Below are 21,844 nucleotides of genomic sequence, written 5' to 3' on the forward strand. Positions count from 1 at the left end.
CATGATCAATTGACGAACGGTCAGATGATTTGAATCTTGTTTTGGGAAAGAATTTCCTGCATGACCACCAGGCCAAACCGGGCGGTATCGGAGTGGATGGTCAACATGACATCACTGCCGGAAACCCGCACCACGCGGCAGGAAAAGCCTGCATCCCTGGTCAAACGCACAAAGCGAAAAGTCCCCTGCATGCCCTCTCTCAGACCATCTCCGGCCCGTTCCAGTTTCATGCGGACGCCAACGACGCTGACATCTTCTGTAACACCCCGATGGGCAACCCCATCCGGCATTACAATTTCGACTTTGGTTTTCAAGACAGACCTTTCCACCTCCCGACGGGATCCGACTTCCTCTGTCTGACTCCGGAAAGGAGATTGTGGTGGTCCAGGTCTTGTGGAAAGCCTGGATGCCAAGCGACCCGGATTGGTCACGGGACTTTTTTGACCCCGAATGGCAATCGCCCAGTCACCCTTGGAACTCTTTTGGATCTCCTCCTGGGCTGGGAACAAATCGCGAATATCTTCTTTTGCGTAGATCGGCGTTTCCTGCTGGATCGCCGGACCAGCCAGGTGATCCAACTCCACAAATTGTTCCTGACGGGCCGGAGAAAAAGCCGGCTGTTCCTGACGGGACGGAATAACAGCCGTCTGTTCCTGACGAGCCGGAAAAACGGCCGGCTGTTCCTGACGGGCCGAAAAAACGGCCGGCTGTTCCTGACGGGCCGGAAAAACAGCCGGCTGTTCCTGACGGGTTGCAAGTGCAAACAGTTGATCCTGCCGGGTTGGTATGGAGGTCTGTTGTTCCTGCCAGATCGGAATAGCGGAAGTTTGCTCCTGCCGGGTTGGCAGAGGAGCCTGGTGTTCCTCCTGCCAGGTTGGCGTGGTGGTGGCCTGCTGTGATTCCTGCCGGGTCGGATCTGCGGTTGACTCCGTTACAGGTTCAAAGTACGCCGCGTTTCCCTTTGATGACAGATCATGATGACGCGCCAGTGGTTGACTCATGACCTCTTTGGCACTCAACAATTGCTCATGCAATTGTTTGGAGCGATTGCGCAACTGAGTCAGTTTGGAAATAACTTCTTCACCCTGTTCGACCACATCCTGTTGATGGTGTTCCTGGGAAGCTTCCAGAATTTTTTGAATTTCCTCTGTAACCTGTTGGTAGACCTTGTCACCGCCCAACAGCTTCCAACCCTGATAATCCATCTCGCCACTGACCAGGCCCATCTTGATGTTGGTCAGCAATCGACTGATATCGGAGCAGGTATCCTCGATTTCCTTGATAAACTGAACTTTTTGTTGATACAGGGAATCAACTTCACTGATCCGTTCTATGGCATCCTCGATTTGCAATTCAATCGTCTTGAATTGTTCCAGCAAAGAAAAATTGTGCGGGCTTTCATAATACAACAGGTTGCCCAATCCAATCCCTTTATTGTAAAGCAACATTTCATCGGCAACGTCGCTGGCATTCTTTCCAAGCCCGCGAATCATTCTTGCTTCTTCTTCGATACCCTGGAGAATATTATCATAATGAAGTATCGATAACTTCCATGTTTTGGCCCAATCCGTAGAGAATCCATCAAGCTTGTCAAATATTTCCTTTATTTTATTGATTTTTAATTTTGGGATTCTTTTCAAAATATCTTCAATATCAATTATTTTGTTTTTTTCCACAGAGGTTATTTTTACTCTTTCAAGGCGTCCTCTATTGGATACGCAAAAATTGTAAAGCCATCTTTTCCGTGACCATGGATAATCAATTTTTTCATTAATAAATGAAACCGTGAAAATCCAATATTTTGCCTGCCAAATCGGGCAATAAACATAATAGATCAAAAAGAATGCAATTTTTTTGTACAAGGTAACCCAGTAAACCGGATCTTCATCATGAGCAGAACACCCTTCGCGCATGGAGACCATGACACAGCGCCAGATTTGCAGCATACCTTTTGGGGCACAGCGGGTACAGGTTGCAGAATTTTTCGTGATCTTGCCGGTTGCAGGGGAACGGTTGCCAGTTCCAGCTTCCTGGCGTTGCCGTCTGGCTTGCGGATCCAGTTCCTTGTAGGCCTTGTCGAGGGTCAACTCAAAATCGCGTTGCATTTTGGATTTTGTTTCTTCGCGGAGCGTTCCTCCCCGGACGATGGATTTGCACAGGGGCACACCACTGGTTTGTTTCAGGCTCAGCTCGAATTTTTCCTGTCCCTGCTGCATGCCTGCCGAGATTTTGGCACCCAATTGCACGAACAGCATTTTTTCCAGCTTTCCGTCCCATTGCAGACCTGGGTACAAGACTCCCAGGAACCGGCATTCATTTCGGTTCAAGGCTTTCTGGACACGATCCAGGGCACGATCCCAGGCTTGCAGGCCATAGCAGATTTCCTTGCGCACCGTGGCCCTGAAGAGACGGACCAGCCAGATTCTCCATCTGAGCCAGGGAGTGACATGGCCTCCGGTATATTTCAACTCCCCATCCATATCGAACAGCCACATGACGAGGGCATCCCGCATCAGGATTTCGGAGGGGCGTGGCAGCCAGCTCAGGAGGGAAAACCATACCTCTTTTTTTTCAAAAAAAGTCCTGACTTTACTCACGAATTCGTCATTCCACATCGTGATGGCCGTGCTTTTATGGTCCAGAATTTTTTCATCTTTTTTGGCAATTTTAACCGTGAAACGAGTGAACAGCAGGAGTTCACCGAGATCAAGCGAAATGGAAAAGAGCAGGATGGCCATCAGAAGAAATCTGGCCATGGTTGCGCCATATTCATCGATGAGAAACCGGTTCAGGGCGGCGAGGTCTTTATGGATGGCAGCCGGAATGACCCCTTTTTTCAACGCATCGATTCCCTCGATATCCGGGGCATCGACAGCGGCTGAAATATGATACTCGACCTGTTGTGTACTGCCGTACTTATCGACTTGGCGCAAAACGGAAACATGCAATTTCAGAAGTTTGTTGAGTTCGGTAGCCACTTCATCATAGACACGCTTATTGTCTTCGAAAGATGCTGTTATTTTTTGCACCAGGGTATTGATGTCATAGTGTTCCAGGGTCATGAAACGACGCAACTCGGCCACCGAGCGTCCACTGGGTCGCATGATATGGTCCAATTTATCCAGGTCCTCACGGATTGACCTGTGAGTTGCCTCAAAATTCTGGAAATAACGGGTGGTCAACTCCCGAATTTTTTCATCGATGCTTTTGCTGAAATTCAATCCGGAGCCAAGCAGGATGGCATTGATGGCCCGCGAGGTTTCCGAATTCGTATGGACCTTGGGCAAATCGACCAGTCCTTCGGTGAAGCCGCCAAACACCACAAAATGTTTGGCCCAATAGCGGGGTCCCTTGCGGGGATCCTGGCTGGAGGCAATGCCGGAGAGTTCATCTTCGGGCAATTTTTCAAAAGTCACGACCGACTGTTTGACGGTCAGTTCCAGGGCTTTTTTCAGGCCATGCAATGTTTGTGGATGGTCTGGATTGGCGGTGTCGGGATCGCCGAGAACGAGTTCGACCCGCCCCTTGATATCCAACCACTGTTTTTGCAGCTCACCCTGCTTGGAAACCAGGGAGACAATGCCATCATAATTGGTGTAGACCGAAAAGAAAGTCAGCAACGTCGCCAGGACAATCCAGCGTGGATTGATCCCGAACGCATGGACCAGCCCTTTCCAAAACCGCCCTTTTTCGGCAAAGCCCTGGAACAGGCGACCCTTGAAGTCAAGAATGGCCAGCGAAAGAGAAATTCCGACGGCCAGGCCAACGACGTAACGGGCTGTTTCCCCGGCACCGCCTGCAAACAGGGTCCCAAAAATTTTATGGGATATGGGAAGCTGAAGCAGTTCGTTGATGCCACGAAACGTGGTGACTGTTGACAGAATGAAAAGCAATACAGAAATGAATGGTTTCAGGCCAATGATCAACCACCGCAAAGAATCGGCCATATTCCGGATGAACGACCGTTTTCCACTTGAACCCCACCAGATTTCCCGGATGGGAGGAACCGCTTGCAGGTTCATGCGTTCCCGTTCGGCCAGCGCTTCGGCCACGGCCACCTTCAAGGCACCCCGGGCAGCTTCCATATTGAGCTGGAAAATCATCCGGGTCAGTTTGAGAAACGGATTATCCTCAAGGGCCTCTTCGTCCCACTGCCGGATGGCTCCCTGGAAAGCGATAAACCGGTCGAGAATGGGGGTTTTGACCTCACTGACCTGAGAGGGATCGACGGCCTCGGCCTGTCGTCTCTCCTCGACCAGGTTTTTTTGCAGCAGGGAGATGGCCCGCAGGGTATCCGACCATTTATCCTGGGCGCGGGAAAAAAATTCCTGATAACTCTCTTGGAAAAGAACCTGGTCTCGATTGTAAATCGGCAGAAGGCAGACTTGTGATCCCGGTTCGGTCTCTTGCGTAAACAGATTGATGACCGTCTGGCCATAAACTGCCAAAGGACGCAGGTCCGGTCTTTCTTTGACTTCGCTCTCAAGTAGATCCATTGTGCCAAAATCCCGGGGAATCCGGAAAGTGAAGAATATTAAGAATGTTATTGTTGTCCTGGATCGTCATACGTGACCGGCTGCGAATAATTTTCTGACCTTGTCGAGGTCAGTAGCCGTATCCACCCCAGTGGCAGAAAAAGTCGTCACCACAACGCGCAATGGAAAACCGTTTTCCAGGGCGCGTAATTGTTCGAGTTTTTCCATTTGTTCCAGCGGAGTGGGATTCATCCTGGCAAAGTGCTGCAAAAAATCGGCACGGTAAACGTATAAGCCTATATGACGCAGCACACCCGATGCAACACCTTTTTGGTCCCTGGCAAAAGGAATGGGGGCACGGGAAAAATAGAGCGCAAATCCTTCCCGGTTACAGACCACCTTGACCACATCAGCCGAAAAAAAATCGATCGGATCGGTCAGGGGATGGGCCAGGGTCCCCATGGGGATTGTCGAATCGGTACGCATCGGTTCCAGAAGCTGGTCCAGCATGTGGGGATGGAGCAGGGGTTCATCACCCTGGACGTTGACGATCAGGTCTGCCTCCAGAGTTCTGGCGGCTTCGGCCACCCGGTCCGTTCCTGACGGATGGTCGGGGGAGGTCATGATCACATCGCCACCGAAGGCCAGCACGGCCTGTTGAATACGTTCATCGTCGGTGGCCACCAGAACCCGGTCCAATCTGGCCTGGGCCGCACGTTCATAGACATGCTGGATCATGGGTTTGCCGGCAATGTCCGCCAGCGGCTTGCCGGGCAGGCGCGTGGAGGCGTAACGCGCTGGAATGATGGCCACGATCCTGGTCATGGTGTCCCCCCGGGTCGGGCATTTTCCGGCACGGCAGGTTGATCATGCAAGGCCTGGGAATGTCCCCGACCATCCACAAAACCAATCAACTCCGCCGTCACCTGGCCAATACGAACCTTGGTTGCAACCCGCAGCGGCAAACGCCGTTCATCATGGGTGACCCAGATGGTCAAATCACCCTGCTGCCGAAACAGTTCCGATGCCTGCAACAAGGGATGGATCGGAAATACCTGAAACCAGCCGAGTGGCGTGAAAAGATCTTCCGCCGGACCTGTCGTCACTTCAGCCATGTACCAACGGTCGCTGTCCAGGACCGGCAGGTGGATCTTGCCGGCACCCGGTTTCAAATCCGTCTGACTCCGCAGTTGGTAGAAAACGGTCATGGGATCGCTGATGTTATCGGAAATATTGTCCAGAATTTTGGGTGGATCGTCGTTTTTACGCAAGACGACCTGATCCTTGTCGCGCTGAAAATCGTAATCGACACGTCGTTGCCGGCGTCCCTGATTTTGCAGCTTGAGATAATTCAGGGTGGTCAACCCCCAGGCATTGCGAACCCCTCTGGCAGTGATGACATCATTGACCCCATAGATCCAATCGACAGGCCCGATGGAAACCAGATTGGCCTTGATGGTATACTGAAAATCTCCCTTGGCAGGATCACCAGTGGTATCGTAGGCCAGGGAAGCCCGGCCAGCCGGGACCCCTTTCCAATGCACGTTGAAATCCAGCCGTTCGCCGGTCACGGCCCCCGTGGATGCCGGTTCTGCGCGGGCAATGCCAGGATCCCGGATCAATGACTGTGTCCAGACCAGAAGCTGAATCAGGCAAACGCGCACCAGGAATAACCTTGGCCCGGATGGTTTGTTTGCTGCCGTCGTTGCCATGTGCATGGTAAAAACCGTTTTCCTGCATGCAGGGGGATTGTCCGCACGATCACCAGATCGTAGTATTAACCCTGTTTACGCATCGGAAAGCAAGGAGCCGCTCTTCGTCATCAACTGCTCATGAGGATCTCAAAGAGGATTGGAAAGGGAACTGGCGGGATGCAACGTAATTCGCGCATACTTCTTCTGGATCGGGATGGGGTGCTGAACCAGGATCGGCCCGACTACATTCAAACCGTGGCCCAGATGCAGGTTTTGCCGGGTATTCCCCAGGCCATGCGCCGCCTGCGGGATGCCGGAGTCTCCTGTCTGGTGATCACCAACCAGGCCTGTGTCGGCAAAGGCCTGGTCACCCCGGAAACCTTGCAGGCAATTCATGCCCGCCTGGCTGCGGAGATTTCTGCGGTCGGTGGTGACATTGCGCAATATTATTTTTGCACCCATCGCAATGAAGACCGGTGCGGTTGCCGCAAGCCCGCTCCAGGAATGATCCTCCAGGCACAGAAGGAGTGGGGCTTCGATCCCGCCCGAACCTGGATGGTGGGCGATGCCGAACGCGATATCCAGGCCGCAGAAGCCGCCGGTTGCCGTCCGGCAGTGGTCCGAACCGGCAAGGGGGAAATGACGGCCCTGAAACGTCCCGATGTACCGGCCTTTGCCGACTTGTCGGCCTTTGTTGACATGTTTCTTGCGTCCGACGTGTTCATGGAAGATGCCAAATGAATGAACACCATCGTGCCCTCGATGGCCGTCTGGTTCTGGTGCGACATGTGTTCACGGAGGGAGGGGAAGTGACTTGATCGATTTCAATCATGCCTTTGACGACCATCTGGCCATGGTTCACGCCGTGCGCGGGCTGATACCCGATCTGACCCGGGCCGCCGCCGAAATGACCCGCGCCATTCGCAGTGGCGGCAAGATACTCTGGATGGGCAACGGCGGCAGCGCCGCCGACAGTCAGCATCTGGCCGCCGAACTGGTCGGTCGTTTCAGTCGCGAACGACGCGCCCTGGCCGCCCTGGCCCTGACCACGGATACCTCGATTCTCACCGCCCTGGGCAATGATTATGGCTTCGACACCATTTTTGCCCGGCAGGTGGAAGCCCTGTTGCGCCCGGAAGATGTCGTGGTGGGCATCTCCACCTCCGGCAACAGCCCCAATGTCCTGGCTGGCATGCAGACCGCCCGGCGTCTGGGTGGTTTTACCATCGGCTTTTCCGGTCACGCCGGGGGCCTCCTGCGGGAAGCGGTCGATCTCTGCCTGACCGTTCCCTCCCAGGTCACCGCCCGCATCCAGGAAGGCCATATCTTGATCGGCCATCTCCTGTGCGATTGGGTGGAAGCCTCGATCATGGAGTAAGCGGCCTTGTTCCAGAATCGCGACCAGATTTTGCACACCCTGACCACGGGTTTTGGTCAACTCCCCATTCTTGTGGTGGGTGACCTGATGCTGGACCGCTACCTCTGGGGCCAGGTCCAGCGCATCTCGCCCGAAGCACCCGTGCCGGTGGTCCGCCTGACCCGCGAAAGCGAAGGGGCCGGCGGTGCCGCCAATGTCGCCATGAATCTCGCCCGTCTGGGCGTCCGCCCCCGCATGGCCGGCCTCGTGGGCCACGACAAAAACGGTCTGCGGGTCCGCCAAACCCTGGAACAGGCCGGCGTCGATTCCTCCCTGATTCAGGTCGTGGAAGGGTGGCCGACCATCACCAAAACCCGCATCCTCGGTGGCCACCAGCAGATGCTGCGCCTGGACCGGGAAGAACCCCTCACCGCCGCCGAACCGGTCCAGGAGCAATTGCTGTCCGCCATCCGGCAGCAACTGACAGGCGATTCCCCTCCGGCGGCGATCATTCTTTCGGATTATGCCAAGGGCCTGCTGACGGAACCCTTCTGTCGGGCGATCATCGACCAGGCCAAAGCGAGGGGCATTCCCATCCTGGTGGATCCCAAGGGGGTGGCCTACGCCAAGTATGCGGGGGTCACGGCGCTCTCCCCCAACCGCTCCGAACTGGGTGCCGCCGTGGGGCTGGATACCAGCAACCTCGAACCCCTTCTGGCAGCCGGGGAACAACTCCGGCAGCGTCTGGCGGTTGATTTTCTGGCCGTCACCCTGAGCGAAAGCGGTATTGCCCTGCTCGAACCGGGTCTGCCCCCGCGACGCATCCCCGCCACGGCCCGGGAAGTATTCGATGTCTCCGGGGCTGGCGATACGGTCATTGCCACCCTGACCGCTGGTTTGGCGTCTGGACTCTCTCGGCTGGATGCCCTGCATCTGGCCAATCTGGCGGCGGGTATTGTCGTCGGCAAGGTGGGCACCACCCCCATCACCCTTGAAGAGTTGCGCGCCATCGTCGCCGATGGCCACGGCAGGGAACAGGCCGAAAAACTCCTCTCCCTGGAACAGGCCGTAAAGCTGGCCGCCGTTTGGCGCTCCCGGGGAGAGCGCCTCGTTTTTACGAACGGATGTTTCGATCTGCTCCATGCCGGGCATGTCACCTACCTGGAACGGGCACGGCAACTCGGCAATCATCTCATCATCGGACTCAATACGGATCGCTCCGTGCGCGCCCTGAAAGGCCCGCAACGCCCCCTGATCCATGAACAAGACCGGGCACGGGTTCTGGCAGCCCTGGCCTCTGTCGATGCCGTGGTGCTTTTCGACGCCGAGACCCCCCTCCATCTGATCCAGGCCTTGCAACCGGATTTCCTGGCCAAGGGGGCTGATTACACCGAAGAGACCGTCGTTGGTGCCCGTGAAGTCCGTGCCTGGGGGGGCCGTGTGGCCCTGGTGCCCCTCGTCGAAGGGGTCAGCACGAGTCGCATCGTGGCCGGAATTCGTACCGGCGCAGAAAATACCGCTGCATCAGGAGGCTAGTCCATGTATATCGTCACCGGCGGGGCCGGTTTCATCGGTGCCAACATTGTCGAAGGGTTGAACCTCCGGGGAGAAAACGACATCCTGGTCGTGGACAACCTGGAAAAGAGTACCAAATTTCGCAACCTGGTCGATCTGGAATTTTCCGATTTCCTGGACAAGCGCGATTTTCGGGATGCCATCGAAAAAGGCCGTTTCGATCATGCCCGTATCCGGGGAATCTTCCATCAGGGAGCCTGCTCCGATACCATGGAGTATGATGGCCGGTACATGATGGACAACAATTTTTCCTATTCCAAGCTCCTGTTTCACTTTGCCGTGGAGCGGGAAATTCCTTTTGTCTACGCCTCCAGTGCCGCCACCTATGGCAACGGCATCCGCTTTACCGAGGAACGGTCCAGCGAAGAACCCCTGAACATCTATGGTTATTCCAAGCTGCTGTTCGACCGCTATGTCGAACGGCATCTGGCCGACGTGGAGAGTACCGTGGCCGGGTTGCGTTATTTCAATGTCTACGGTCCCCGCGAAGAACACAAGGGGCGCATGGCCTCCATGGTCTACCAAAGTTATCGGCAGCTCCGCGACGATGGCGTCACCTGGCTGTTTCAGGGCACCGGCGGTTATGGCGATGGCGAACAGCGGCGTGATTTCGTCTATGTGCGCGATATCGTCGATGTCAATCTCTTTCTGGCCGATGGGGTCCCGGTACAGGGGGTCTTCAACGTCGGCACCGGCAAGAGCCGCAGTTTCAACGAAATCGTCCATACCCTGATCGTCCTCATGGGACGGGGTGAACTCAAATACAAACCCATGCCCGACAACTTGCGGGAAAAATATCAAAACTTTACCGAGGCCGATATCACCCGCCTGCGACGGGCGGGGTACGGCAAAGCGTTCACCTCAATCGAGGAGGGTCTCGGCGAATACGTGGCACGCTTGCGGGAGGCGTAGGTCCGGTGGCGGCCATCTCTGCTGCCGCACGTTCCATTCTCGTGGTGGGACCTGCCTGGGTTGGGGACATGGTGCTGGCCCAATCGCTGTTCAAGGTCCTGGTCGCCCGGCAGCCCGAGGGAACCATTGATGTCCTGGCCCCGGCCTGGAGTCGCCCCCTCCTGGAACGCATGCCCGAAGTACGCCATGCCCTGGCGTTACCCCTGGGACATGGTGCCCTGGGTCTGGGGATTCGCTATCGTCTTGGACACCAACTGCGCCAGGCTGGGTACGCTCAGGCCATTCTTCTTCCCAACTCCCTGAAATCAGCCCTGGTGCCACTTTGGGCCGGAATTCCGCGCCGGACCGGATTTTTGGGCGAGTGGCGGTGGGGTCTGCTCAACGATATCCGGCCCCTGGATCGCCAGCGTCTCCCGCGCACCGTGGACCGGTTTGTGGCCCTGGCCCTCGATTCCGAAGAGAGTCTGCCTGCGTCACTCCCGTTTCCCGCCCTGCGAGTGAATCAACGGGCCATCCCTCCCCATCTTGCCGCATTGGGGGTGTCTCTTGATCGTGGTCCGATACTCGCCTTGTGTCCGGGTGCCGAATATGGCCCGGCCAAGCAGTGGCCCATCAACCACTATGGTGCCTTGGCCCGGCAGTACTCTCTGCGCGGCTGGCAGGTTTGGGTCTTCGGTTCCCCCAAAGAAAAACAACTTGGGGATCAGATTGCGGCCCAGGTCGGCGCGGGTGTCATTAACCTTGCCGGGACAACACAACTCGGCGAGGCCGTGGATCTGCTCGCCCTGGCCCGGGCTGTCGTCACCAACGATTCGGGTTTGATGCATGTGGCCGCCGCCTTGAATCTCCCCGTCCTGGCCCTGTTCGGCTCTTCGGATCCCACCCACACCCCACCCCTCGGCACCAGAATTCGCATTCTGACCCTGAACCTGCCCTGCTCTCCCTGTTGGCGGCGACGCTGTCCCCTGGGGCACATCGACTGCCTGCGCCGCATCACTCCTGCGGATGTGGCAACGGCTCTGGATCAGTTGCTGATTGAATAAAAACGCACTCTTTTCCTTCAGAATCCAAGGGTTATGGATTTTGCGGTGCCGGTGCCCCGCGCAACAGTCCTGCAACGCTCAAATCCTCGTCAATCTCTTCCCAATGAATTCCATATCCACCGCCACAAAGCGCCCATTTATTGCGTTGTTCGGGTGTTGCCTGGAGAAGTCGGGGAAACCATGCCAAAGGAACCATGACAGAACGTCCATCCATCAAATCAACCTGGATGGTATCGTTGGTCACCCCAACATATCTGACTCGTTTATCTGCCCGCAGAGCCAAAATACCCATTCCATATCTCCACCAAAAAATTTCGATTTTCCTGGATTATCCTTCCCAGCTCGGCCAGATCTTTGGATGAGAAACCAAAATTTGATGGTAATTGCAAGGGAGCCAGCCAAAATTTAGCGGAACATCCCACTTTGTCCACATGGACACGCATCGGTTCATTGGCTTCGTGACTGTAGGTGGTGGTTGCCTTTGCAATAAAGCCATGATTCTCATGAGAAAACCTTGAAAAAACATGGTTTGTTGATCAAGGCGATTCGGATTGAGGCGCATGGGTGGCCACCCAATCTTTAAGCACATCGTCCACACGAGATTGCCATCCGTTACCGGTTGCCCGGAATGCATCCACCACTTCGCGTGAAAGACGGATGGTGATCCGCTCCTTGGTGGTTTTTTTTTGCGCACCGCGCACTCCCAGCTTGCGTGCAAGTGACGGCGGCAACGAATTCGCCGGCTTGAAATACCGGAAATCCGCTGCTGTCAGTTCACGGACTTCGCCCTCTTCATCCGTCAATGGTTTTCGGTTTTCCATGTCGTCTTGCCTCCCGTGCGTTAGCCTTGCGAAAACTGATTATTCTAATACCATCAATGGTTTCAATAAAGCACAACACATGCAGCCGATGCCCAAGATACCCGACAGCGATATGGCGAGTCTCACTCCCATAATCGCGACGGGCATCAATCTCGAAATCTGCTGTGCTGAAGTCGAATTTGACCGCTTCCTCGAACGAAAGCCCTCGCTCTTGGATATTTTTCAGGTTCTTATCCGGGCCAAAGGTGATCTTCATACACCAAACTGTATGCACAGTTACTATGAGGCGTCAAACTATTCCTTGGACACCACCTCCAAAGTGGTGGATGGGGAATTCACCGGAACACGCAAAGATAAGATTATATTTCCAAGCCTTGTTCTTGCGTGTTTTTCTGAAATCTGGCCTGAAAGGCGGAAAACTCATCGTTTTCAATGGCCGTGCGCATGTGTGCCATGAGACTTGTATAAAAATAAAGATTGTGTTGGGTCAAGAGCCGCAGCCCCAGAATTTCATGGTTGCGAAACAGGTGGTGCAGGTAGGCGCGGCTGTAGTTGCGGCAGGCATGACAGCCGCAAGTTTCTTCCAGAGGTTTGGGGTCTTCACGATAGCGAGCCTGTTTGATGTTGATGACGCCATCCTGGACAAAGAGTTGCCCGTTGCGGGCGTTGCGGGTGGGCAGGACGCAATCGAACATGTCGATGCCAAGCGCCACCGCCGCCACCAGATCGCCGGGCTTGCCCACGCCCATCAGATAGCGGGGACGCCGGGCAGGCAACAAATCCGGAAGAGAGGACAAAACTTCCAACATCATCTCCTGGGGTTCGCCAACCGAAAGGCCGCCCACGGCATAGCCATCAAATTCCATCTCCACCAAAGCGGCAGCAGAGGCCCGCCGCAGGTCGGCATGGACGCCACCCTGGACAATGCCGAACAAGGCACCAGGGGTTGCCGAGTCGGAGCGTGCCGCCAGGCAACGCTTTCCCCAACGCAGGGAGAGTTCCATCGATCTGGCCACATAATCGCGTTCGGCGGGGTATGGTGGACACTCATCGAACTGCATCATGATGTCACTGCCCAACGCCTCCTGGATGGTCATGACAATTTCCGGCGATAAAAAACAGGTCGATCCATCCAGGTGCGAACGAAACGTCACCCCTTCTTCAGTGATGGTCCGCAGGGCACCCAGGCTGAATACCTGAAAACCACCGGAATCCGTCAAAATGGGACCAGACCAGTTCATGAAGCGATGCAATCCACCCAAACGGGCCACGGTTTCATGACCGGGACGCAAAAACAGATGGTAGGTGTTGGCCAGGATGATCTGGACCTGCATGGCCGTCAATTCAGACGGATCCATGGCCTTGACCGAGGCCAGGGTGCCGACAGGCATGAAAACGGGCGTCTCCACAGAGCCATGCCGGGTATGGAAACGGCCACGGCGGGCACCAGACGGATCGGTGTGCAGGAGTTCGAACTGGAAAGGGGTCACGGTCAAGTCGTCATCTCCGGAAAGAGCAGGCAAGCATCACCATACGAGTAAAAACGATACCCCTGCTCGATGGCATGCGCATAGATTCGATCCAGGCGCGGCTTGCCAATGAAAGCCGCCACCAGCATGAGCAACGTGGAACGGGGCAGGTGAAAATTGGTGATCATGGCATCCACGACCCGGAACCGAAACCCCGGCAGGATAAACAGATCGGTCTCCCCCGTAAACGGATGGACATTCCCTTCCGGATCCGCCACTTTTTCCAGGGTACGCACCGTGGTGGTTCCCACGGCGATGATGCGCCCGCCGGCGGTCCTGGTGGCATTGATGCGTTCGGCGGCGGCGGGCGTCAACCGACACCACTCCCGATGCATGACGTGTTGCCGCAGATCGCTGACCCGGACCGGTTGAAAGGTTCCGGGACCCACATGCAAGGTGAGGCGCACCACGCCGATACCCGCTTGTTCCAGGCGTTCGAGGAGCGGCAGGGTAAAATGGAGACCCGCCGTGGGTGCGGCCACGGCCCCGGTCTGGGTGGCAAACAGTGTCTGGTACCGCTCCCGGTCCATCTCCCGGCCTGCCGAGGCAATGTAGGGAGGCAAGGGAATCTGGCCGTGGGTATCGAGGGCCGTCATGATCTCCGTCGTACTCTCCAGACGCACCCGAAAACAGCCTGCAAGGCGTTCCAGAATCTCGACCTGCAATTCGGGGGCAATCGTGATGCACCACCCGATCCGGATGGGTTTGTTGGCACCCAGCAGGGCCAGCCACTCCCCGGCAACCTCCGTGGGACGCAGCAACAAAACTTCCACCCGTCCGCCGGTGGAACGGTGACCCGCGAGACGCGCCGGCATGACCCGGGTATCGTTTTGTACCAGAAGATCACCGGGTTGCAGAAAGGTGGCCAGTTCATGAAAAATCCGATCATCCAGGCGGTCGGGGTAACTGACCAGGAGACGGGCCGCATCACGCGGTTCCGCAGGAGCCTGGGCAATCCGCTCCCGAGGCAGGGTGTAATCAAAATCATCCAGTTGCCAGATTTTTTTATTTTTATTGAGGATCATCTCTTTGGGTTTTACATTTTGTCTGAAGTGTCTCATGTTCGGCAGGTGCTGGTCATGTTGATTCACATTCAAACTGCGAGCGTGCCTGATGACGATCACCTGGAACCCCTGGCGAAAAACCCTGGACGTGTATGGCCATCCACGGGTCATGGCCATATTTTTTCTGGGCTTTTCCAGTGGCCTTCCCCTGGCCCTGACCTTTGGAACCCTCTCCCTGTGGTTGATGGAGGCCGGAGTTGCCAAATCCACCATCGGCCTGTTTGCCCTGGCGAGTGCCCCTTATACGGTAAAATTTCTTTGGGCACCCCTGCTGGATCGCCTGCCCATGCCGTTTTTTACCGCCCGCTGGGGACAACGCCGTGGCTGGGCGCTCTGTATCCAGATATTGCTGGCCCTGGCCATATTGGGTCTCGGCAGTGCCAATCCGGCCCATGATCCGCGTCTGACGGCCTTGCTGGCCCTGGCGGTTGCCTTCCTTTCCGCCAGCCAGGACATTGTCATCGATGCCTACCGGGTGGAAATTCTCGACAAATCCCAATACGGGGCCGGCGCGGCAATGATTGTCCTGGGCTATCGCATGGGCATGCTCGTCTCGGGGGCCGGTGCCCTGTATCTGGCAACCTATTTCGGCTGGTGGGTCACCTATGCCGTCATGGCGGTTTGCATGGCCGTGGGCATCGTGACCATCCTGGTCAATCCCGAACCCGTGCGAACCATGGAACCGGAATCCCGCCAGCAGGAAAACAGGATCGACTCTGCTCTCGGCAGGCACCTGCGACAGGAAGGACGCTGGGTTGCCCTGGTACGCTGGCTCTCGGTGGCCGTGGTCGCCCCCCTGGCCGATTTTTTGACACGGCGCGGGTGGTTGGCGGTCTTGATGTTCATCCTGCTTTATAAATTGGGTGATGCCCTGGCCGGGGTCATGACCGGACCTTTTTATATCGATCTTCAGTTCAGCAAAATAGAAATTGCCAATCTGACCAAAATTTTCGGCCTGATTGCCACGCTTGTGGGTTCCGTCATCGGCGGCTTCATGGTGCATCGCTGGGGCATCATGGTTTCGCTGCTGTATTGTGGCATCCTGCAAATGGTTTCCAACCTCATGTTCGTCTGGCTCGCCCTGGCCGGACGGGATTTGACCATCCTGGCCCTGACCATCGGCATCGAAAACCTGAGTGGCGGCATGGGTTCTGCGGCCCTGGTGGCCTATCTTTCCAGCCTGTGCAACGTCGCCTATACGGCAACCCAGTATGCCCTGCTCTCCTCATTCATGGCCTTCGGGCGCACGATTCTCGCCTCCTGGGGCGGGTTTCTGGCCGACAAAATGAGTTGGGGGCCGTTTTTTTTCCTGACGACCGTGGCAGCCCTGCCGGGTATGGTACTCCTGATGTGGATGCTGCGCCACTTCCCCCAGGAACCAAAAACCAAAACCTGAATGGCAGTCACGCACCTTGTGCATGCCCAGCACATGCCCGGTCGCAGGATTGAACACCTGGGGTATGCCTGCCAAAATGGATCGTTCACGCTGAATTGACGACAGCGTATGCGATCCGCATATGAGATCAAGGCAAATATTGCTAGACTGGTCAAAATGCTGATCACCATGCAGACGGGTTGATGTCAACAATCGGGAGAACAGACATGGGTAACGCTGAATTGCTGGAAAAGTTGCAGACACTTCCCCCCGAGAAACAATTGGAAGTTTTTGATTTTGTCGAATTTCTCACAGCACGTCACCGTGCGTCAACCGGTACAAAGCCCGTTCCTGGTGGTGAAATACCCGCAGAAGAGAAGCGTGTGGAATTTTCCGGTCCCCTGGCGGCGTTGCGTGCCCAGGTGGCCAACGAATATGGGGACATGCAGCCCATGAGCCGGGAGGAACTGTATGACCGTGTGGTTCTTTCCCGGCAGCCGCCCAGTGCGGATGAAATCAAATGGATTATGGAAAACGTCTGCGGCGCGTGGGGCCATCGGACCGTGGAGGAAACCGACGCCTTGATCAAACGACAACGTATTGCGGATTGGGGTGAAGCAGAAGAAATACCATGAAATCCTTGTTTGACAGCAATACCTTGATCTATTTTCTCAACAATTCGTTACCTCCGAGCGGTAACCGTTTGGTCTTGCTGGGAATACAAGAGAGAGAGACGCATTTTCGGTCATCACGCGCATTGAGGTCCTGGGATATCCTGCGCCAAACGAGAAAAAGCGTGCCGCACCCCATTTACTTGGCAGCCTGACCGAGATCGGGTTGACTGAGCCTGTTCTGGAAAGAACCATTATTTTGAAACAACAATATCGTCGGTTGAAAGTGCCTGACGCCATCATTGCCGCTACGGCTCTTGAACTGTCCCTGCCGTTGATAACGCGCAACGTGTCTGATTTTTCCGCCATTGCCAGTTTGCGTGTTATCGATCCATTCCATTTTGAGGAGAATTTATAGTAATCCTTGGGATTGTCGTCACGACCTACAAAAGCTTGGCGATCAAAACAAGCAGATCGCAATTTGCAAAGAGGGAGAAACAAGCATGCTGCCCAGCTACGAAGCCATCTACGACCATGGTCAATTGACCTGGATCGGCGATACACCGGGTCCGGTCAGGGCGCGAGTGATCATCACCTTGATCAACGAACAAACACCGAGTCATGTGTCCGATGTCAAGCGAGAGATTCCCAATGGTACCCAACTGGCGGCCATCTTGGAAGAAATGGCAGAAAAAGGTATCGGCAAGATTTTTGGTGATCCCCTGGAGTGGCAGAAGGAAGCACGTCGGGATCGCACCCTACCCGGCAGGGAGGAAGAATGATTCTCCTGGATAGCAATATTTTGATCTATGCATCCCTTCCAGGGCATAGTTTCTTACGTAACAACATCCTGGAACAATTGGTATCGGCGTCGGTGATCAGCCGGATCGAGACCCTTGGCTATCATCGCCTGACGCACGAACATGAACGATATCTCGAAAAAATGTTTGCTGCCGTGGCCATCCTCCCGATCACCGACACCATCGTGGATAGATCGATTCTCCTGCGACAACAACGACGTATGGGGCTGGGAGACGCCATTATTGCAGCATCCGCACTGGAACATGGCATGGATCTCTGGACGCGCAACATCAAGGATTTTTCATGGGTTTCAGGCTTGGTCGTTCATGATCCATTCGGCGGTGTCGCCGCAGGCACAGGATCTCTTGCGTGATCCACAGAGAGTTGAGCCATGGAGGCCGTCCAGAAACTCCCGTTCCTCCTGGACCTTCTCCCGGTTTTCCATTTGCATTTCCGAAACTGGCATGTTTTTGGACAGCCTTTTTAGTGGCCGGATTGCGCCAACAGGGCCTGGTAGGCTGACGCAGTCAGGAGCTGATCCAACTGTTTCGGGTCGGCGGGGCGGATGCGAATCATCCATCCGGCACCATAGGGATCTTCGTTGACTTTTTCCGGGGCGCTGACCAGATTTTCATTGATGGCGGTCACGGTACCGGAGAGGGGAGCGAAGAGATCCGAGACGGATTTGACCGATTCCACCACGCCGAAAGGGGCCTGGGCGGTCAGCGTGGTACCCGGTTTGGGAAGCTCGACGAAAACAACGTCGCCAAGCTGTTGGGCGGCATACTGGGTGATACCCACCACCACTTCTCCCCCCTCGGAGCGGCCCCATTCGTGTTCTTGGGTATATTTGAGATCAGGGGGCGTGGAAATCATGAAAGCATCCTGTACGATTGAATGTTGTTGAGGACAATGCAGCCTGTTTGATGCCTCATTTGACCCGTTTTTGCGCCAAAACGCAAGCGAAACTCAAACTTTCAAAAAACGGGAGAGGGAAAGCAAGGCACCCAGCAGGCCCAGACCGATACCAATGAACACAATGAACATCAGGTGCGGCACGGGTAAAAAATGCAATTCCAGCCGCAAGCCAAAGGAAGCCCCCAGCTCCCTGACGACCTCCAGGGCACCCAGATGGAGCAGGCCGGTCAGGCCAATGGCAACCACGGCTCCCAACACGCCCTGAAGAATCCCCTCATAGATGAATGGGGCCTTGATGAAATTGCCGGTGGCACCCATGAAGCGCATGACTTCGATCTCATCCTTGCGGGCAATGATGGTGAGTTTGATCGTATTGGAGACGATCAGCGTGACGGCAGAGAGCAGCAGCAGGGAAAGAATGTTGCCCAGATAGCGGACGGCTTGAATGACAGTCGCCATACGCTCCGCCCATTGCCGATCATAGGAGACCGATTCAACTCCTGGCCAGGTGAGAATTTCATGAGCCATCTGGCTGGCATGTTGAAAATTTTGGCGGGTCAGCTTGAATTCGATGGTGTAGGGAAGCGGATTGTCATCCAACTGGTCCAGCAGGCCGGCTTCGGTATCGAGCATTTTTTTCAACCGGGTCAGGGCCATCTCCGGGGATACGATGCGGAGGGTGACCGAATCCACCAGGGTGTTGCCCGCCAGACGGTCGTACATCTGGGTCACCTGGGCGACGGGAACACCGGTTTTGGTATAGAGGGTGATCAGATTATCGCCTTGCCAACGACTCAAAAGGGTATCGGCGTTGGTCAGCAACAGGGTCAGGGTGCCAAAAATGGTCAAGGAAATGGCAATCACCATGGCGGTGGTCCAATGGGAAAGAGACCCTTCATGAAACTGCCGCCAGGCCCGCCGCAGGGCACGCCGGTGAAAACCACTCGTGACGGGGGGATGATCGACCGGCAGCGTCGTTGCGCCTTTGCGTTCCCTGGCAGCAAGGGCAGCGTCGGCACCGACAGGTTGTTTGGGGCTGTCGGTCAAGAGCGTGCCTCCGGCTGGGCCGAAGGGGGAACGTTCAGCAGGCGACCATTTTCCATCTCAATGTGCGGATGCCCCAATTCATAAGCAAGATCAATATCGTGGGTCACCACCAGAATGGTAGTACCCTGCTGGTGCAGGGCCTGGAACAGGGCCAGAATGCGCCGCCCCATGCCTTTATCGAGATTGCCGGTGGGTTCGTCGGCAATGACCAGCGGCGGTCGATTGACAATGGCACGGGCAATGGCCACGCGCTGCTGTTCGCCACCTGACAAGGAAATCGGATTCTGATGCATGCGTTCTTTCAGACCGACATACTCCAGGGTACGCACCACCTGCCCGGGTATCTTGGCCGGTTCACGACCTGCCACCTCCATGGCCAGGGCAATATTTTCGTAAACAGTGCGGTCATACAACAGCTTATAATCCTGGAAAATGACACCAATGCTGCGTCGCAAGGCCGGAATCTGTCTGGATGTCAGGCGTTCGACATTGCGTCCTCCCACCACCACGGTCCCTTCCGAAGGAAGTTCGGCCCGGTAGATCAATTTGAGAATCGAGGTTTTCCCGGCCCCCGAATGACCAATCAAAAAATGGAATGACCCCTTGGCCAGGGCAAAGGAGACCCCTTTCAGGGCCTCGTATCCGGTTGGATAACGCATGGTGACGTTGTGAAACTGAATCATGATCGGATGGCCAAGGCAGTCAAAATGGCTGAACAAAGGATCTTACCCCATGGTAACTCTCTGACGAATTGTTCTCAAGCCGCTGTACAGGGTTCAGGAAAAGGAGATGGCAGAGTGTTGGCACGGCTTTTGATTGCATCATGCGGTAACGAGGGATTGTCTATCCGATCAGGGAGTGTCAGGGATTGACGGGATTGGGAGTCAGACGTGATTGTTCAGTGTGAAAACTGTAGCAGCCGTTTCGATGTCGAAGACAAGGTGCTGTTGCCTATCGGGCGCAAATTGAAATGCTCGATGTGCAAGCATGTGTTCTTCCAGATGCCCCCCCCTTCCACGGCAGGCAAGCCAGCCACAGATACACCGCAACCAACTGCGGAAAATCTCCAGCATAACGCAAAATCTTCTTCTGAAACAGATTCTTCTCCGGAGGATATTGCCGGGTCCGCCCCGGATCCGGAAGATCTTTCCTCACCCGAAGCACCAAAACAGAGTGAAACAGAAGAAGAACTTGCAGATCCAGACCTGGATTTGAATCCTGAGCCATCCCCGGACGTGGATCGGGATGTGCAGGCCGAATCCGGCTCTGTCCTTGAATCCGAAGATGATTTCAAACTCGACGAGGCGGATGTCAAACTGGACATGGATACGGATCTGGAAGGTACACCGGATCTGAATGTCGGTGACTTTGACTTGAACGATGTGGACGATCTGCCTTTGGACGAAGAGGACCCGCTTGCCAAACCGCAGACAACCCAGGCCGGGAGTGAAGAAAAAAGCCTGGAGTCCCTGCTGGATGAAATGAAGGCTGAAGATGCAGAGGTTGAGGATGAGGAAGATGTTGCCACTGTCCTGAGTCAACTCTCTGGCGATGTCAAAAGAGACCGAGGAATTGATGGGAGTGACGAGGGACAGGAACCGGTCTTTGATGATTTGTCTTCCGAACTCCACACCGGGGAAGATATCAAGGAAATCGACCTGGACAATTTTCCAGACGACAAGGATCGGGCTGCCGATGGCCGTGAAGAAGAAGAACTGACCCGAGCCGACTTGGATTTGTCAAAGTATGAAGAGGTCAATCTGGATGAAGAAACCTCGGTATCATCCAAGCAGGTAGCGTTGCTGGATGAGCAAGGGGATTTGGATGAAATCCCGCCGCGAGACCCGCCTGTTGCCAAAAAGGCCGGGCTGTTCTCGAAAGCAACCGCGACCCCGGATGCCGAGCCAGAGATTGACGAAAATTTGGCGGATGCCGAGGAGGACCTCGAACCCGCATCCCGGCTTCCCTTTGAAACCCCGCAAATACAAAAAATTCTTTTCTGGACCGCCCTGTTTTTGAGTGGCATCTGGATTTTCGGCATGCTGGCAAGAACCGAATGGTTCGAGTATCACATTTATTCCATCCGCAATGATGTGCATCTTGCCTCTGTCGAGAGCCAATGGCGTTCCACCAGAGATGGGGAGGAGATGCTGCTTTTGAATGGCAAATTGCGCAATACAACCAAAACCGGCCAAAAAGCGCGTGCCGTGCGCATCTCCCTGCTTGACAAGGATAACAAACCGCTCCATGCCGTCCGGATCATTCCGGGACGGGTGCTGAAAGAGAGTGATCTTGATATCAGTGATGACTCATTACGCATCATGGTTGATCTTCAGTCGGACACCAAACAGGTCAAAACCATACCCACCATCAAGGCTGGAGAAGAAATCGGTTTTCAGGCCATATTCCTCCATCCTTCCGAGGCCACGGTTCGCTATCGGGTGGATATCGATGAGACCACCGAGTCAACCGACAAGAAAACCAAGGACACCAAAGATACCAAGAATACCAAGGACACCAAAGACACCAAGGACACCAAAGATCATGCTGCGCAAAAGGGGTCCGCTTCACATTGAGTGCCTTGTGTTACCACATACACTTTTCATGAACACGGTGGATGAG

At 55.2% G+C, this 21,844-nt stretch carries 23 protein-coding genes; 11 read left to right on the forward strand and 12 right to left on the reverse strand.

What is annotated here, in order from left to right:
- Positions 1-20: 20 nt before the first annotated feature.
- From HQL65_04020 to HQL65_04030, 3 genes are all read right to left on the reverse strand, one after another.
- Positions 21-4,496 (reverse strand): hypothetical protein, encoded by a 4,476-nt coding sequence (locus HQL65_04020; protein ID MBF0135382.1) that lies wholly within the window; start codon positions 4,494-4,496, stop codon positions 21-23.
- A gap of 66 nt (positions 4,497-4,562) precedes the next feature.
- Positions 4,563-5,300, reverse strand: a complete 738-nt coding sequence (kdsB, locus tag HQL65_04025; protein ID MBF0135383.1) for a 3-deoxy-manno-octulosonate cytidylyltransferase — start codon at positions 5,298-5,300, stop codon at positions 4,563-4,565.
- Entirely contained in the window at positions 5,297-6,193 is an 897-nt protein-coding gene (locus HQL65_04030) for a DUF3108 domain-containing protein (GenBank protein MBF0135384.1), read from the reverse strand. The genes kdsB and HQL65_04030 overlap by 4 nt, the downstream gene beginning before the upstream one ends.
- A gap of 153 nt (positions 6,194-6,346) precedes the next feature.
- On the opposite strand from HQL65_04030, the gene HQL65_04035 reads away from it, so the two are divergent.
- The 5 genes from HQL65_04035 (at position 6,347) to waaF (ending at position 11,056) form a co-directional block, all read left to right on the forward strand.
- On the forward strand, positions 6,347-6,910 hold the full coding sequence (locus tag HQL65_04035) for an HAD-IIIA family hydrolase (GenBank protein MBF0135385.1): 564 nt from the start codon (positions 6,347-6,349) through the stop codon (positions 6,908-6,910).
- Positions 6,911-7,022: 112 nt separating this feature from the next.
- Positions 7,023-7,547 carry a D-sedoheptulose 7-phosphate isomerase gene (locus HQL65_04040; GenBank protein ID MBF0135386.1) on the forward strand — a complete coding sequence of 175 codons (525 nt, stop codon included), beginning with the start codon at positions 7,023-7,025 and terminating at the stop codon, positions 7,545-7,547.
- A gap of 27 nt (positions 7,548-7,574) precedes the next feature.
- Positions 7,575-9,062, forward strand: a complete 1,488-nt coding sequence (gene rfaE1, locus HQL65_04045) for a D-glycero-beta-D-manno-heptose-7-phosphate kinase (GenBank protein ID MBF0135387.1) — start codon at positions 7,575-7,577, stop codon at positions 9,060-9,062.
- Positions 9,063-9,065: 3 nt separating this feature from the next.
- A complete protein-coding gene (rfaD, locus tag HQL65_04050) occupies positions 9,066-10,013 on the forward strand; it encodes an ADP-glyceromanno-heptose 6-epimerase (protein ID MBF0135388.1) in 948 nt (315 codons plus the stop codon).
- Complete coding sequence (gene waaF, locus HQL65_04055; protein MBF0135389.1) at positions 9,986-11,056, forward strand: lipopolysaccharide heptosyltransferase II; 1,071 nt, start codon at positions 9,986-9,988, stop codon at positions 11,054-11,056. Before rfaD ends, waaF begins: the two co-directional genes overlap by 28 nt.
- A 31-nt stretch (positions 11,057-11,087) precedes the next feature.
- On the opposite strand, the gene HQL65_04060 is transcribed toward waaF, so the two are convergent.
- From HQL65_04060 to queA, 6 genes are all read right to left on the reverse strand, one after another.
- The gene (locus HQL65_04060; protein ID MBF0135390.1) at positions 11,088-11,348 is read right to left on the reverse strand and encodes a DUF2442 domain-containing protein; all 261 of its coding nucleotides are present in this window, start codon (positions 11,346-11,348) and stop codon (positions 11,088-11,090) included.
- Positions 11,320-11,499 carry a DUF4160 domain-containing protein gene (locus HQL65_04065; protein MBF0135391.1) on the reverse strand — a complete coding sequence of 60 codons (180 nt, stop codon included), beginning with the start codon at positions 11,497-11,499 and terminating at the stop codon, positions 11,320-11,322. Before HQL65_04065 ends, HQL65_04060 begins: the two co-directional genes overlap by 29 nt.
- Before the next feature lie 93 nt (positions 11,500-11,592).
- A complete protein-coding gene (locus tag HQL65_04070) occupies positions 11,593-11,877 on the reverse strand; it encodes a BrnA antitoxin family protein (protein ID MBF0135392.1) in 285 nt (94 codons plus the stop codon).
- Positions 11,849-12,133 (reverse strand): BrnT family toxin, encoded by a 285-nt coding sequence (locus tag HQL65_04075; GenBank protein MBF0135393.1) that lies wholly within the window; start codon positions 12,131-12,133, stop codon positions 11,849-11,851. Before HQL65_04075 ends, HQL65_04070 begins: the two co-directional genes overlap by 29 nt.
- A gap of 103 nt (positions 12,134-12,236) precedes the next feature.
- A complete protein-coding gene (tgt, locus tag HQL65_04080; GenBank protein ID MBF0135394.1) occupies positions 12,237-13,367 on the reverse strand; it encodes a tRNA guanosine(34) transglycosylase Tgt in 1,131 nt (376 codons plus the stop codon).
- Positions 13,368-13,369: 2 nt separating this feature from the next.
- Entirely contained in the window at positions 13,370-14,431 is a 1,062-nt protein-coding gene (queA, locus tag HQL65_04085) for a tRNA preQ1(34) S-adenosylmethionine ribosyltransferase-isomerase QueA (protein MBF0135395.1), read from the reverse strand.
- An 88-nt stretch (positions 14,432-14,519) separates the two neighbouring features.
- Here queA and HQL65_04090 point away from each other — a divergent pair, with 88 nt between their 5' ends.
- The 5 genes from HQL65_04090 to HQL65_04110 all read left to right on the forward strand — a co-directional run bounded on the left by HQL65_04090 (position 14,520) and on the right by HQL65_04110 (position 17,630).
- Positions 14,520-15,866, forward strand: a complete 1,347-nt coding sequence (locus HQL65_04090; GenBank protein ID MBF0135396.1) for an AmpG family muropeptide MFS transporter — start codon at positions 14,520-14,522, stop codon at positions 15,864-15,866.
- Positions 15,867-16,072: 206 nt separating this feature from the next.
- The gene (locus tag HQL65_04095) at positions 16,073-16,480 is read left to right on the forward strand and encodes a DUF2281 domain-containing protein (protein MBF0135397.1); all 408 of its coding nucleotides are present in this window, start codon (positions 16,073-16,075) and stop codon (positions 16,478-16,480) included.
- 202 nt (positions 16,481-16,682) lie between these two features.
- Positions 16,683-16,874, forward strand: coding sequence for a hypothetical protein (locus HQL65_04100; protein MBF0135398.1), 192 nt, complete (start codon positions 16,683-16,685; stop codon positions 16,872-16,874).
- A gap of 85 nt (positions 16,875-16,959) precedes the next feature.
- Complete coding sequence (locus tag HQL65_04105) at positions 16,960-17,238, forward strand: hypothetical protein (GenBank protein MBF0135399.1); 279 nt, start codon at positions 16,960-16,962, stop codon at positions 17,236-17,238.
- Positions 17,238-17,630 carry a type II toxin-antitoxin system VapC family toxin gene (locus tag HQL65_04110; protein MBF0135400.1) on the forward strand — a complete coding sequence of 131 codons (393 nt, stop codon included), beginning with the start codon at positions 17,238-17,240 and terminating at the stop codon, positions 17,628-17,630. Before HQL65_04105 ends, HQL65_04110 begins: the two co-directional genes overlap by 1 nt.
- Before the next feature lie 110 nt (positions 17,631-17,740).
- On the opposite strand, the gene gcvH is transcribed toward HQL65_04110, so the two are convergent.
- The 3 genes from gcvH to ftsE all read right to left on the reverse strand — a co-directional run bounded on the left by gcvH (position 17,741) and on the right by ftsE (position 19,905).
- Positions 17,741-18,133: a glycine cleavage system protein GcvH gene (gene gcvH, locus HQL65_04115; GenBank protein MBF0135401.1), complete on the reverse strand. Its 393-nt coding sequence runs from the start codon at positions 18,131-18,133 to the stop codon at positions 17,741-17,743.
- 93 nt (positions 18,134-18,226) lie between these two features.
- Complete coding sequence (locus tag HQL65_04120) at positions 18,227-19,222, reverse strand: ABC transporter permease (protein ID MBF0135402.1); 996 nt, start codon at positions 19,220-19,222, stop codon at positions 18,227-18,229.
- A complete protein-coding gene (ftsE, locus tag HQL65_04125; protein MBF0135403.1) occupies positions 19,219-19,905 on the reverse strand; it encodes a cell division ATP-binding protein FtsE in 687 nt (228 codons plus the stop codon). The genes HQL65_04120 and ftsE overlap by 4 nt, the downstream gene beginning before the upstream one ends.
- Before the next feature lie 207 nt (positions 19,906-20,112).
- On the opposite strand from ftsE, the gene HQL65_04130 reads away from it, so the two are divergent.
- A complete protein-coding gene (locus HQL65_04130) occupies positions 20,113-21,798 on the forward strand; it encodes a zinc-ribbon domain-containing protein (protein MBF0135404.1) in 1,686 nt (561 codons plus the stop codon).
- The last annotated feature ends 46 nt before the right edge of the window (positions 21,799-21,844 follow it).

This window comes from Magnetococcales bacterium (genome assembly GCA_015228935.1).
In the GTDB taxonomy this organism is placed as follows: domain Bacteria; phylum Pseudomonadota; class Magnetococcia; order Magnetococcales; family DC0425bin3; genus HA3dbin3.

Bases quoted from the DNA above. Each gene is read 5' to 3' on its own strand.
- HQL65_04020 (MBF0135382.1), bottom strand. From the start codon at position 4,496: ATGGATCTACTTGAGAGCGAAGTCAAAGAAAGACCGGACCTGCGTCCT.
- kdsB (MBF0135383.1), bottom strand. From the start codon at position 5,300: ATGACCAGGATCGTGGCCATCATTCCAGCGCGTTACGCCTCCACGCGC.
- HQL65_04030 (MBF0135384.1), bottom strand. From the start codon at position 6,193: ATGCACATGGCAACGACGGCAGCAAACAAACCATCCGGGCCAAGGTTA.
- HQL65_04035 (MBF0135385.1), top strand. From the start codon at position 6,347: ATGCAACGTAATTCGCGCATACTTCTTCTGGATCGGGATGGGGTGCTG.
- HQL65_04040 (MBF0135386.1), top strand. From the start codon at position 7,023: ATGGTTCACGCCGTGCGCGGGCTGATACCCGATCTGACCCGGGCCGCC.
- rfaD (MBF0135388.1), top strand. From the start codon at position 9,066: ATGTATATCGTCACCGGCGGGGCCGGTTTCATCGGTGCCAACATTGTC.
- HQL65_04060 (MBF0135390.1), bottom strand. From the start codon at position 11,348: ATGGGTATTTTGGCTCTGCGGGCAGATAAACGAGTCAGATATGTTGGG.
- HQL65_04065 (MBF0135391.1), bottom strand. From the start codon at position 11,499: ATGCGTGTCCATGTGGACAAAGTGGGATGTTCCGCTAAATTTTGGCTG.
- HQL65_04070 (MBF0135392.1), bottom strand. From the start codon at position 11,877: ATGGAAAACCGAAAACCATTGACGGATGAAGAGGGCGAAGTCCGTGAA.
- HQL65_04075 (MBF0135393.1), bottom strand. From the start codon at position 12,133: ATGAAGATCACCTTTGGCCCGGATAAGAACCTGAAAAATATCCAAGAG.
- queA (MBF0135395.1), bottom strand. From the start codon at position 14,431: ATGATCCTCAATAAAAATAAAAAAATCTGGCAACTGGATGATTTTGAT.
- HQL65_04090 (MBF0135396.1), top strand. From the start codon at position 14,520: ATGACGATCACCTGGAACCCCTGGCGAAAAACCCTGGACGTGTATGGC.
- HQL65_04095 (MBF0135397.1), top strand. From the start codon at position 16,073: ATGGGTAACGCTGAATTGCTGGAAAAGTTGCAGACACTTCCCCCCGAG.
- HQL65_04105 (MBF0135399.1), top strand. From the start codon at position 16,960: ATGCTGCCCAGCTACGAAGCCATCTACGACCATGGTCAATTGACCTGG.
- gcvH (MBF0135401.1), bottom strand. From the start codon at position 18,133: ATGATTTCCACGCCCCCTGATCTCAAATATACCCAAGAACACGAATGG.
- ftsE (MBF0135403.1), bottom strand. From the start codon at position 19,905: ATGATTCAGTTTCACAACGTCACCATGCGTTATCCAACCGGATACGAG.